This window comes from Enteractinococcus helveticum (assembly GCF_020742345.1).
Taxonomy (GTDB): domain Bacteria; phylum Actinomycetota; class Actinomycetes; order Actinomycetales; family Micrococcaceae; genus Yaniella; species Yaniella helvetica_A.
Genome location: NZ_DYXC01000163.1, coordinates 1 through 11,569, shown reverse-complemented (window position 1 = coordinate 11,569; position 11,569 = coordinate 1). Strand labels below are relative to the sequence as shown.

The window sequence follows — 11,569 nt, the reverse complement described above, 5'->3', positions numbered from 1 at the left end:
CGTTCTCGGCACACAACCAGGTGAATGTGTCTCCAATGAGTGATGGAAAAGTACCGTTGACGCGCTGTTCAGACTTCCGTCAGCTAATGGACGTCGACACTCTCACTGAGTTCGTCGAACTGTGCCAGCATCTGAGCATCGGTGAGACCACGCTGGTCTGGCTGTTTGCCTTCTTCAAGAGCGATGTAGGCCGGGGTACCAGCCACAACCGGTGAACCAATTGAACCGGGCACCTGTTCTCCTTCGAGGGATGCCCCGGCAGTTTCTGGCATGAAGTAAACCGCGATCAATCCAATGAGGCATGCGATCGTCATGTAGAAAGCAGGCACTAACAGGCTGCCGGTGACTTCTACGAAGAAGTCGCTGACCAGTGCTGCGGTCCCGCCGAACAGTGCGGTGGCAATGTTGTAGCTGATGGCAAAGCCAGCAAAGCGGACCTGGGTGGGGAACATTGCGGTGAACGTTGCAGAAATCGTGCCCAGCTGCAGCACAAACAGCACGCCGAGAATGGCGTAGCCGAGTAGGGCGAGTCCGAAGTTGATGCCCATCATCCAGAACAAGGGCACCGCCAGCACACCGATACCGAGCAGCGAGATGTTCCAGCAGGCCTTGCGGCCGACCCGGTCGGACAGTGCTCCGGCAAACGGCATGAAGACGACCATGGCGAGCTCACCGATGAGAATCACCGTGAGGGCAGCTTGAGCATCCATACCGATTTGTTGTTCCAGATAGGTCGGCATGTAGGTCAACAGCGTGTAGTTGACGATGTTCAACGCGGTGACCATGCCGCCCATGATCAGCAGTTGTCGCCAGTATTGTTTGATCAGCTGGCCCAGACCTGGGGATTCGACTTTAGCATCCGGCGCCGCTGCTGAAGTCTTGTTGTCACACGAAGCAGGTTGTTCGGCTGCCTGGTCTTCTTGCATCTCCTGGAAGATCGGGGTGTCTTCGAGCTTATTGCGAAGATAGAATCCCACCAGACCCATGGGGAGTGCCAATAGGAATGGCAGCCGCCAGCCCCAAGCGGTCATTTGCTCGGTGGTCAAGATCGTTTCCAACGTCAGCATCAGTGCCGCACCGACGGCGTAGCCGCTAATGGTGCCGAACTCTAAGAAAGAGCCAAAGAATCCGCGGCGTTTATTCGGAGCGTACTCTGCCATGAAGGTGGCCGCACCGCTGTATTCACCACCGGTGGAGAAGCCCTGGATAATGCGTAACAAAATAAGTAGGGCCGGCGCCCACGCGCCGATCGCCGCATAGGTTGGAAGCAGCCCAATGAGGAAGGTTGCCGCCGACATCATCAAAATGGTGGCGGCTAGCACGCCTTTGCGCCCGATGCGGTCGCCCAGCGGTCCCCAAACGAACCCGCCCAGCGGACGAATGACGAAGGAGATCGCAAACGTCGCCAAGGTCAGCAACATCGGGTATTCGAAGGGTTCAAAGAAGTGGTGGGCGATATATGAGGTCGCTACCGCATAGATTCCGTAGTCGAACCATTCGGTGGCGTTACCGATCGCGGATGCAGCGGTTGCTCGTTTTACTTGAGCGTCAGGCGCTTGTTTGTCGTGCGCCGGTCGAGAGTAGCGTCGCGTGGGCGTGCTGCTGGTTTTTCCACTGAGCTGATGGATCACAATGTGCTCCTTCTGTCATTGGACTGTTCCGAAACTTCACAAGCTTCACCCTAACGAAGCCCTCGCATCGAAAAACTGAGATGAAGCCCAGCAGATTGGTTTAGGTGCACATCGTCTTGTGAAAGCCTAAAGAGAATATTCGAGGCTTCTCTCGCTTCTTCACGACTGCACTATAGAACCCGTGCTGCGAGGCACCGATGCACCGCAGTCCTGGACGCGACACTGATCCTTGAGTTTTTAATAAGTAGTGCGTGAGGAGTTCGAAGATATCCGCCTACGTAACAAGCCAAATTTTGGTTTCCGCTGGCGTTTTAGCTCGTTCGGAGCAACGATATGTTCTAGGTCTCCTTGATGATTTGGGCTCAAGTCAGAGTTTGCCAGTAGGTAATGGTCAGTCACGAGGTACACCTCGGAGTAGCTGTGACTCGCACACAATATATGACGATTGAAACTATTCCTGCGCGATTGAATCGCTTGCTGTGGTCGAAGTGGCACATCCGAGTCTTGATCGATCTTGGCACGGTGTGGATCGTAGATGGCCTGGAAGCCACCGTCGTCGGCAACATCACCACTTGATTGTCAAAACCCGGAAAGCGGCATCGAGATCTCTGATATGCAGGTCGCAGGTACTGCCGCAGCTGGGCTTGTGTTTGGCCTGATTATCCTGCTGGTGCGGCGAACCGTACCCGAGAGCCCCAGGTGGCTATTCATCCACGGGCGTGAAGAGGAAACCGAAAAGATCCTCTGAGAGATCGAAGAAACATACGGAAAGACAGTGGAGAAGAACTGCTGGAAGTGGGGGGACCGCATCACGATCCATCAGCGACGGGCTATCCTCAGGGTCTGCAGGAGTTCTTTGGCCAAAGCGAGAGGCAACAAGATTCGTTATTCGGTGACGACGAGTATATAGCAGATGGGCAGCTTGATCTGCTGGTATCTGAAACGACGAACATACTGAAGGTCGTGTTCATACCCGAGTGATGATCGCTTGAAGACATTGTAATGCCGCTGAGCTCAATACCAGATACGACGGTACCTGGCTCCAGTGCACAAGCAGCTAAGTTCGCGATGGGAGACCACTAATCTTCAGTCCATTGAGAGTGCTGGGCAGTAGTAAATCATCCGTGGAGTAAATCTGCGCCCTAGATAATTATCCTGAATCATCCAACCTAAACAATAGGCAGTTATCTCCTATTTTGAGTGGATTTTTTGGTACGTTCTAAGAAACCAGTAAATTCACTAGCTGATTGTAGGGACGGCGTGACCGACGGCAATTTATACGATGGTGACTACTCTGAAACTTCAAGGGAAGATCCTGAAATGAAGCGCCGTCTCGAGCCTCCACCGCTACCGGAGGTGCCGAAGGAGAACCGGTTGCATCAGGTTGTTGACGGTGCGAAAAACGTCGCTTCGAGAGCACAGCACTACTACGACAACACCGTAGCGCCGGCGTTCGATCGCTCAGGGGCCAGAGATTTTTATGCAGACAAAGTGGCGCCCACTGCGAAGAACGCCGCTCAGTCAGTCAAAAGAACTGTGGCTGATCAACATGCAAAGCTCGCGTCAACGCCGATCAGCCGTGCGGCAATCGCGCTGCTGATTGTGTCAGTGCTGACCATCGGGAGCACATTCCTGCCGATGGGACCGACATCAATTGGCCGGTATGTAAGTGCGGCACGAAATATCGCTGATGGAAACTTCGACGGAGCTGGCGGTCTCGTCCTAGTGCAAGGACTAGGTTTCATCACAGCGTTACTTGCGGCCACCGTATTGCGGATCTTGTTGTTTATCACAGCGATTGTTTCTGGGGTGGCGATCGCCTTACGAAGCGTACGACCTAAGAAGATTGCAGCTATTGCTGGATTGCTTACTGGCGCACTGGGAGTATTTATCGGGTTGGTTACCGTGGTGATCACGAGTCGTCTCGATAATATGCCGTTCAGCGCTGGCACGATGTTGTTGCTGATTTGCTCCGTCGCGGTTGGGATTAGCGCGTTCATTTTACGGCGCTCTACAAAGACGCGCCCCGTTTCGCAGCCAATGACGTCTGGTCTGCCTCCGGTAGGATTATGATCCTAACCAGCTGGGGAGCACTCACTCTGCTGCAAAACTGATCTTGGTGGGACAGCGATGTCTTCACGGTCCCACCAGCTATTCCTCTCCAATATTCAAACAGGCCTGGCAGTTCGGAAATCCATCGCTATGTCGGCCAACGCGACGTTCTGGCTGAGCTGCGAAACGCTAAACGGCAGAATCGCTTTGCGCAGAGCTGGGAGGACATGAGGCTGAGCGACGGCGTACCCGACGCGCAATCCCGCGAGCCCGTGGGTCTTTGAGAAAGTGCGTACCAGCACCACGTTGTCATAGGTTTTGGCTGCCGCAAGGCCGTTGCGGGCATCGGGTTTTGTGCAGAATTCCCCGTACGCCCCAATTCCTACACCACGGAGCAGGGCGGCGTCCTTTCGCCAACGGCTACTTAGAAACTGTTACCGGAACGGGCTGGTCATTTCGTGTGAGCGGTTCGCCGCCTTTGTACTGGTGAACTCTTGGTTAAAGCATTGAGGGTGTACACAGGAATGAACCTGTATACACCCTCAAACCATGAGTAGCTGGCTAAATATATTTTTGGCCTTCAAGATAGGCTTTGCGCCAGCGTGTAATTTCAACCTTGCGGAACAGTCCGAGTTGATAAAAAGGATCGGCCTGGATCAACGTTTTTGCTTCGACACGAGTGTCTACATCCACAAGATACACGCCACCGGATGCGGTATCGCCTGAGTCATCAAGCTTTGCGCCACAGGCCAGGAGTTTTGGTGCGATTGAGTCGAGATAGTTCAGGTGTTCCTGGTATTTTTCTTGACGAATGTGTGCCTGTCGGGCGTCGTCGTAGGTTTCGATGAAATATGGCATTACAGCAAGTACCCCCAGATGAGTGCAGAACCACCGAAGATGACGCCGCTGAGCACGAGTACCAGGACGAGATAGCCCATGACATCACGCAGTTTCAAACCCGAGATTGCCAGCACCGGCAAGATCCAGAAGGGCTGGAGCATGTTGGTCCACTGGTCACCAAAGGCTGTGGCCAAGGCGGTGGCCGATTCTGAGGCGCCCAGCGTTTGAGCGGCTTCGATCATGACCGGACCTTGAACAGCCCACTGGCCCCCACCGGAAGGTGCGAAGAGGTTGATGATACCTGCGGACAGGAATGAGAAGAATGGCAAGGATTCTGCGGTAGAGAAAGATCCGAACCAGTTGGCAAAGGACACAACGAGGCCAGAGCCTACCAGAATGCCCATGATGCCAGCATAGAAGGGGTATTGGATGATAATGCCAGAGACGATTTTGATGCCGTCGCCCACGGCTGAAAGGAAGCGTGCAGGACGGGCGAATAACAGCAGACCCAAGAACAGGAACATAAAGTTGATCGAGTTCAAGTCGACCTGGCCGTCGTTGATGAAGAAGTGTCGGAAGCAAAACACCAGAGCGAGCACACCGATGACAATGCCAACCCAGGGGCTGTTATTCAAGGTTGCCGCAAAGTTGCGGCGACCATCGGCGTCGAAGTTTGATGCTAGTTCAGGTTGGGCTTCTGCAATAATCGTGGACTGGTCAAGCTCTCGGACCTTTGCGGGATCCTTCGGATGCAACACTGCGTTAAATAATGGCAGTACTACGAAAATGACCGCTGTGGTGACCAGCACGATCGGAGAAAAGATGGTTTCCGATGTGGGGATGAGTCCCATCTGTTCTTGCATGAAGTGGCCTTCGGTCGCAATGGTCAGCGGGATGGTTCCAGAGACTCCGCTGCCGTAGACGAGAAAGCCTGAATACCCGGAGGCAATTGCCAGCGGGTAGTGTAGGCCTTTGACGTTCATCCCCATCTTTTTGGCGACGATGCCGCCCATAACCAGGCCAAAACCCCAGTTCAGCCAGGACGCGGCCAGCGCAACCACGGTAAGTGTGATGATTGCAAAGCGTGGGGATGTAATAGAACCGGTGAGTCGGTCGAGGATTGCATCAACAATCGGGGTTCGCGCCAGAATGTACCCGGTAAGAAGTACCACGGTCATTTGCATTGAGAAAGCCAACAGATCCCAGAAGCCGTTGCCCCAATAATCGATGGCCTCTAATGGTCCGGTGCCTTGGAAGCCCATTGCCAGGGCCATGACCAGTATGGTCAGTAACACCGCGATAACCAATGGGTCGGGCAGCCAGCGTGCCATCATTTGGGTGAAGAAATCTGCGGTGCGTTCTAGCACCCCGGCCCGCTGCTTTGGCGGTTTCGTTTGTAATGTTTGTGTCATAATGATTCCTTGGTGCCAGCGTGTTGTTGTGCGATTCGGGCCAGTAATTGTTCGTCGCGCCAACTGACACGATCTTCCCAATCACTGAGGTCCAGTTGTTGTCTCCGTTGGGCGACGACTTCTGCCACGAGATCTGTTGTCCAAACAGAAGTATCGCCGCGTTCCAGGCCCATCCGGTGATACGAAGGGCCCATGTTTTTCGCGTGGTTGGCTATGCCCCCGCGTGTATTGAGATCCACTGTTTCGAAGGGACCCATGAACGCCCAGCGTCGTCCTAGTCCGTCGCGTACCACAGTGTCGATGTCTTCGACTGAAGCGATGCCGTCGCGCACCAGCGCATAGGCTTCGCGCAGGAGGGCTCCTTGCAGTCGATTGAAGACGAACCCCTCGATTTCTTGTTGCACCCGGATTGGAGACATACCAGCCGCCGTATACAGTTGTTCTGCCCGCTGGATGATGTCGTTTCGAGTCTGCGGGTTGGGCACCAATTCGATGACTGGGATCGCATATGGGGGATTGCCCGGGTGCGCGACCAGTGTGCGATCTGCAACGCCCGTGTCAGCACTGGACTGGGACGAAGGGATGAATGAGGTCGATGAGGCGATCACGCAAGTGTCCTCAGTGAGATCAGCCAGTTTCGTGAAGAGCTGCTGTTTGAACTCGAGATTTTCAGGGATACATTCTTGGACGAGGTCAGCATCGGCAACCGCTTCAGCCAATTCAGCGACTATTTGAATACGCTGGGTAATCGTGGCTACGTTGTCCTCCAATAGCCCATGGTTGTCGAGCGTTTGAAGGCGTCGGGTGATATCAGGTAAAACCGCATCGCGGCGTTCTAGCGCGGGTTCTTGGATGCGCACAGTTGCCCCGGCGCGGGCAAAAACCACAGCAAAAGCAACACCGATTGAACCGCCACCGATAATTGCTATGGTCGCCTGGTTATCCATGGGTAGCTCCTATCGTCATACCGCCGCAAACATATACCGTCTGACCGGTGACAAAACCAGTACGTTCATCCAGCAGGTACGACACGGTATGGGCGATATCCTCCGGTGTGCCAATGCGACCGACCGGAACCGTGTTGAGAATTGCTTGGGTGTGAGCGGAGTCAGCCGGATTAGCGTTTAGGAACAAATCTGTAGCGATTGGCCCTGGGCCTACGGCATTGACTGTGATCCCATGGTGGCCTTCTTCTAACGCCCAGGTACGCGTCATACCCTGGAGTCCGGCCTTGGTGGCAGCATAAGCGCTGCGTAATTCTTTCCCCAGTGCTGCACGCGATGACATTGAAACGATGCGCCCAAAACCTGCCGCGCGCATACCGGGCAGCAGAGCTTGAGTGCACAAAAATGCACTTCGCAGATTCAGTGCGATGGCCGCATCGAATTCTTCGATCGTCTGGTCTGATACGGTGTTCGGAAAAACTGCTCCCACGTTATTGACCAGTCGAGTAATTGGCCCATCGGCCAGGGCTTGATCAAGTGCTGCTTGCGTGGAGACAGGATCAGATAAGTCGCAGTGGATGGCGTTGTCTCCGGTGCGATCCAAAATGACCGGTTTATAACCGTCAACTTCGCAACGCTGCGCGATGGCGGCTCCAATACCGCTTGCTCCTCCTGTGATCAGGACGCGTTGAGGTACAGATGGTGTGGTGGACATGAGTTTCCTTGTATGTTTGCGTGGTTAGACAGTGGCTATCGGGTTGACCGGAGATCCCGCGGCACCAGGCATGTTCAGCGGTGGTGCAGTCAACAGACATGCCGTGCGACCAACCGACCGCAAATATGTTGCCAGTCCGGTCAGGTGCCAGAGTTCGCCCAGTGGTACGCCGAGTTTGAACAGGCAGTGTTCGTGTAGCGGCAGGATGGCTGCTGGACCTTCGACGGGTTCGGCAGGATATTGTTCGACGGCGTTATTGTCTGCAGCGATTGCTGCTATTTCGGATTCGGTGATCCAATTCAACAGCGCCTGGTCGCGTCCATCGAGTACCGCGCCGTAGTTATGCAGGATGTCTGGATCTGGGGTGCCGCGCATTTCGATGAGTTTGTGGGCATAACCGGTGTGCAGCAAAATAATGTCGCCGGGACGAACCTCAATGGCATCGGCCTCGAGTACTGCTGCAAAGTCCATATAGCTGATTCGCCTTGGGGCAGTGCCATAGTGGTGTGCTAGGTCGACTAGCACTGCACGACCCTGAATGGGTTTGGCTGCCATGGAACCGATGCCCAGCACACCAAAATCTGCGGTCGTAGTCAGTGGACGTTGGTCTTGAGGCTGGAGCCCACAGTCATCGAGCTCCGTGGGAGCGTGAACGTCAGTTTCAGGGCGAAAGCCGTTGTAATATACCGGCTCGGCAACCCCGTCATCATCGGCGTCGAACAGTGATCCAGCATGGACGAGAGCATCCCATTGGGAAGAGTACTGGTTGTGCAGGATGATCAAATCATCGTTGAGAACATCGGTTGCGTCTGGGTAGATCTGGTCAAGACGGCAATTGGCATTCACCAGGTTGCCACGCAGATTTGGTCGGTGGACCGGTGGTAGTCGGTTGGGGTTGAGGTCATTGCCGCCGGGCAGATTTAATGGCAGACCAAGCGAGAAGGTCTTAGCATCGTGGACCTCTTGGAGACCTTGGCGAACCTTGTCCTCGGTCAGTAGGTTGAGCCGACCCAAGGTGTCGTCAGGGCCGAAGTCGCCCCACGTCGATGGATCGGGGCGCTTCTTCCAGCGAGGGTGACGCCTATCGTTGTCGCTGGTGCTCGGTATCACAGGCTTGTCGGACATGGGTCATATCCTATGGGCAACATTTATATGTTGTCCAAGATGAAAACTGCATATACTTATAAATATTCCAAATAAGTTTTCGTGACGGAGACTGGATGAACCTTCAAGAAATACGAGCCTTCATCGCATTGGCGGAGGAGCTACATTTCACTCGAGCGGCCGAGCGACTGGAAGTCAGCCAACCGCAATTTAGCCATCTCATTCGACGCCTGGAGCAAAGAGTGGAGGCGCCTCTGGTTGAGCGCACCACTCGTCGGGTCGCGTTGACAACGGCAGGACGGGCCGTCTTGCCACACGCGCGGCGGGCATTGCAGGAAATGAAGCTCATTCAACGCAGTGCTCACGGTATGAAAGGTGCTATTCAGGGTACTGTGCGCATGGGCTATGCGGGGGCGTCGTCTCGACCATGGCTACCACCCATTGCACGAGCAGTCCGTCAACAGCTGCCGGGTGTGGACCTGCAACTGAAATCAATGATCTACGGTGGACAGGGCCCGGGCCGGATTGTGTCTGGTGACTTGGATATATCTTTTTCTCGGCGCCCATTGCAGCATCCAGGGCTGTTAGACCGAGTATTTGAATATGAAGAATTGCTCGTTGCAGTGCCCTCCGACCATCGACTGGCCGGTTCCAGCGAAGTAGAACTGGCGGCTTTTCGCGATGACCCATGGGTGATGTTCCCGGGCGCCTACGGGTCGAATGTTCGCGATTTGGGGATCAAACTTGCCGCAGAGGCTGGATTCGTGCCGAAAATCGTACAGGAGGCACCAGATTCCTATACAATATTGGGCCTGGTGGCAGCTGGTGTGGGAGTCACGCTCACAGTCTCTTCGGTCCGGCATGTTCGAACCCCGGGCCTGGTGTTTTTACCATTGGCAGGGCAACGGCAATTTACGCCAGCAACCGTTGTCTGGTCAGCAAAGGCCAATGCGGCAACTCAGGCCGTTATCGAAGTGATCAACCAGATTGCCCCGCCCCCACCACGACCCCGGGGTGTGATTCTGGACGAATAACAGCTGGAAAGTGTTGTGGCCACACAAGACGAGGCGTGGCCACAACACGCCCTACGCGGGTGTTATGGTTTCGTGCAGATGGTCGAATGTCGTGTGATGAACTTCGCGGTCACCTCAAGGATCCGTTGCATTGCTGCTGGCTCACCAATACTGATGCGCACCCCGTGGCCGAGGTTTCGCACAGCAAGAGCTTGTGCCACACAGGCGTTTTCGAATTCAGTGGATAGCTCTCCGAGCGGCAGCCACACGAAGTTGGCTTGTGCCTCGGGGACCTGCCAACCCTGGGCGCGCAGTGCGGTAACGAATTTGTCGCGCGCAACGGCGATAGCCCGGGCGCGTTCTAACACCTGGTCGATGTGGTGCAGGGAGGCGATGGCAGCGTTTTGGCTGGGCTGGGTGACTCCAAATGGGATTTGTGCTTTGCCGATAGCCGAGATGATTTCAGGTTGACCAACCGCGTAACCGATGCGGAAACCTGCCAAGCCGTGGGCTTTGGAAAAGGTTCGAATTAGCACCAGATTTGGGTAGTTGTTTACCATATCCAAACCGTTGACCGCGTCGGGGTTGGTCATGAACTCCCAGTAGGCCTCATCCAGAGCGACCAGTACATTGGGAGGTACAGCGGCCATAAATGATTCGAATTCGTGGGCGGTGATGGCCGGACCGGTGGGATTATTGGGCGAACACAGCAGTACCAGCCGGGTGTGATCGGTGATCGCTTCGGCCATTGCGGGGAGATCATGTCGGTAGTCTGGGGTTAGCGGGATCGGCCGCTGTACCGCACCAGTCAGTGCAGTAACTTGTTCGTAGAGTTCGAAACTGGGGGAGGGGTAGACCACTTCGCAACCAGCTTCTAGGGTCACGTGGGCAAGTGCGCTGAGCATTTCAGAGCCACCAGCACCAACCGTGATGTGCTCGGAGCCAACTCCTAAGTACATTGCGAGTTCAGCGGTCAGTGCGCTCGCGGCAGGGTCAGGATAACTGGACGGCGTCATTGGTTTTGTCAACGCTTTGACGACAGCAGGCAGCGGCGGCAGGTAGTGCTCATTGGAGGACAGCTTGTACGCCGTCATACCGGGTGCGACGGCGGGCTGTTTGCCGGGTTTGTAGTTTGGCACGGCGTCCACGGCGGGACGGAAGAATGAGGCGACGGTTTGTTGTGTCATGACGGGGGTATTCCTTGTGAGAATTATGTGCTTCGATTAGGCGTTGACGAGGGTTTTGTCTTCGGCCGGTTCGGTGCGTTTGATGGTGAATCCGGTGTAGGCGTAGATGAGGTTGATCAGCGGGACCAGGATTGCGAAGAAGATAAATGGAATGAATTCGGTTGGCGCCAGCCCGAAGACGCCTGCGGCAAAGACCGCCGGGACGGACCAGGGGACCAGATTGATACCCACGGTGCCGACGGCTTCTGCGGCACGGGTCAGGTTGACCGGGGCCAGGCCCATCTTCTGATAGGGCTCAACGAATGCCCGGGCCGGTAGCAGGATGGACACGTATTGCTCACCGGAGGCAAAGGCCACGGTGAAGCCTGCGCCCAGTGAGCCGGCGACCATGGAGCCGGGGCGTTTGATGCGGCTGATCATCGAACCGACCAGGACTTTGAACGCGCCGGTTTCTTCTAAAATACCGCCCAGTGCGGTGGCAATAATGACCAGCGCGATGGTGTTGAGCATTGCGTCGATGCCGCCGCGGGAGAGCAGATCGTCGAGGAATTCAACACCGGTGGCCGAGACAAAGCCGGAGCTCATGGACTGCATGATGTCGGTGATTGTGCTGCCCTGGATGATGAAGGCCGTGGCGGCACCCAGCAGGGAGATCATCAGCAGCGTCAGGA

At 55.3% G+C, this 11,569-nt stretch carries 13 protein-coding genes; 4 read left to right on the top strand and 9 right to left on the bottom strand.

Annotated features, from left to right (window positions below):
- Positions 1 to 83: 83 nt before the first annotated feature.
- Positions 84 to 1,631, bottom strand: a complete 1,548-nt coding sequence (locus tag K8V32_RS13970) for an MFS transporter (protein WP_303908811.1) — start codon at positions 1,629 to 1,631, stop codon at positions 84 to 86.
- Positions 1,632 to 2,051: 420 nt separating this feature from the next.
- On the opposite strand from K8V32_RS13970, the gene K8V32_RS13965 reads away from it, so the two are divergent.
- From K8V32_RS13965 to K8V32_RS13960, 3 genes are all read left to right on the top strand, one after another.
- Positions 2,052 to 2,207 (top strand): hypothetical protein, encoded by a 156-nt coding sequence (locus tag K8V32_RS13965; RefSeq protein ID WP_303908808.1) that lies wholly within the window; start codon positions 2,052 to 2,054, stop codon positions 2,205 to 2,207.
- Positions 2,167 to 2,379 carry an MFS transporter gene (locus tag K8V32_RS14685; protein ID WP_369681078.1) on the top strand — a complete coding sequence of 71 codons (213 nt, stop codon included), beginning with the start codon at positions 2,167 to 2,169 and terminating at the stop codon, positions 2,377 to 2,379. Before K8V32_RS13965 ends, K8V32_RS14685 begins: the two co-directional genes overlap by 41 nt.
- A 512-nt stretch (positions 2,380 to 2,891) precedes the next feature.
- Positions 2,892 to 3,704 (top strand): Sec62 family protein translocation protein, encoded by an 813-nt coding sequence (locus K8V32_RS13960; RefSeq protein WP_303908805.1) that lies wholly within the window; start codon positions 2,892 to 2,894, stop codon positions 3,702 to 3,704.
- Between the two features lie 95 nt (positions 3,705 to 3,799).
- Here the strand turns inward: K8V32_RS13960 and K8V32_RS13955 are convergent, their stop codons facing one another.
- From K8V32_RS13955 to K8V32_RS13930, 6 genes are all read right to left on the bottom strand, one after another.
- Complete coding sequence (locus K8V32_RS13955) at positions 3,800 to 4,063, bottom strand: aminotransferase class I/II-fold pyridoxal phosphate-dependent enzyme (protein ID WP_303908813.1); 264 nt, start codon at positions 4,061 to 4,063, stop codon at positions 3,800 to 3,802.
- A 181-nt stretch (positions 4,064 to 4,244) separates the two neighbouring features.
- Positions 4,245 to 4,541, bottom strand: coding sequence for a YciI family protein (locus K8V32_RS13950; RefSeq protein ID WP_303908802.1), 297 nt, complete (start codon positions 4,539 to 4,541; stop codon positions 4,245 to 4,247).
- Positions 4,541 to 5,935, bottom strand: a complete 1,395-nt coding sequence (locus K8V32_RS13945) for a short-chain fatty acid transporter (protein WP_303908800.1) — start codon at positions 5,933 to 5,935, stop codon at positions 4,541 to 4,543. Before K8V32_RS13945 ends, K8V32_RS13950 begins: the two co-directional genes overlap by 1 nt.
- On the bottom strand, positions 5,932 to 6,882 hold the full coding sequence (locus K8V32_RS13940; RefSeq protein ID WP_303908797.1) for a 3-hydroxyacyl-CoA dehydrogenase: 951 nt from the start codon (positions 6,880 to 6,882) through the stop codon (positions 5,932 to 5,934). The genes K8V32_RS13945 and K8V32_RS13940 overlap by 4 nt, the downstream gene beginning before the upstream one ends.
- Positions 6,875 to 7,594 (bottom strand): SDR family NAD(P)-dependent oxidoreductase, encoded by a 720-nt coding sequence (locus K8V32_RS13935; RefSeq protein ID WP_303908794.1) that lies wholly within the window; start codon positions 7,592 to 7,594, stop codon positions 6,875 to 6,877. Before K8V32_RS13935 ends, K8V32_RS13940 begins: the two co-directional genes overlap by 8 nt.
- Before the next feature lie 24 nt (positions 7,595 to 7,618).
- A complete protein-coding gene (locus K8V32_RS13930; protein ID WP_303908791.1) occupies positions 7,619 to 8,719 on the bottom strand; it encodes a cyclase family protein in 1,101 nt (366 codons plus the stop codon).
- Positions 8,720 to 8,814: 95 nt separating this feature from the next.
- Here K8V32_RS13930 and K8V32_RS13925 point away from each other — a divergent pair, with 95 nt between their 5' ends.
- The gene (locus tag K8V32_RS13925; protein ID WP_303908788.1) at positions 8,815 to 9,732 is read left to right on the top strand and encodes a LysR family transcriptional regulator; all 918 of its coding nucleotides are present in this window, start codon (positions 8,815 to 8,817) and stop codon (positions 9,730 to 9,732) included.
- A 62-nt stretch (positions 9,733 to 9,794) separates the two neighbouring features.
- On the opposite strand, the gene K8V32_RS13920 is transcribed toward K8V32_RS13925, so the two are convergent.
- Both K8V32_RS13920 and K8V32_RS13915 read right to left on the bottom strand, forming a co-directional pair.
- Complete coding sequence (locus K8V32_RS13920; protein ID WP_303908786.1) at positions 9,795 to 10,898, bottom strand: histidinol-phosphate transaminase; 1,104 nt, start codon at positions 10,896 to 10,898, stop codon at positions 9,795 to 9,797.
- A gap of 36 nt (positions 10,899 to 10,934) precedes the next feature.
- Positions 10,935 to 11,569 (bottom strand): Na+/H+ antiporter NhaC family protein (locus K8V32_RS13915; protein WP_303908783.1); only part of this gene is annotated, 635 nt, incomplete at its 5' end.

Coding starts and splice junctions, on each gene's coding strand:
- K8V32_RS14685 (WP_369681078.1), top strand. CDS start 2,167: ATGGCCTGGAAGCCACCGTCGTCGGCAACATCACCACTTGATTGTCAA.
- K8V32_RS13950 (WP_303908802.1), bottom strand. CDS start 4,541: ATGCCATATTTCATCGAAACCTACGACGACGCCCGACAGGCACACATT.
- K8V32_RS13945 (WP_303908800.1), bottom strand. CDS start 5,935: ATGACACAAACATTACAAACGAAACCGCCAAAGCAGCGGGCCGGGGTG.
- K8V32_RS13940 (WP_303908797.1), bottom strand. CDS start 6,882: ATGGATAACCAGGCGACCATAGCAATTATCGGTGGCGGTTCAATCGGT.
- K8V32_RS13935 (WP_303908794.1), bottom strand. CDS start 7,594: ATGTCCACCACACCATCTGTACCTCAACGCGTCCTGATCACAGGAGGA.
- K8V32_RS13930 (WP_303908791.1), bottom strand. CDS start 8,719: ATGTCCGACAAGCCTGTGATACCGAGCACCAGCGACAACGATAGGCGT.
- K8V32_RS13925 (WP_303908788.1), top strand. CDS start 8,815: ATGAACCTTCAAGAAATACGAGCCTTCATCGCATTGGCGGAGGAGCTA.
- K8V32_RS13920 (WP_303908786.1), bottom strand. CDS start 10,898: ATGACACAACAAACCGTCGCCTCATTCTTCCGTCCCGCCGTGGACGCC.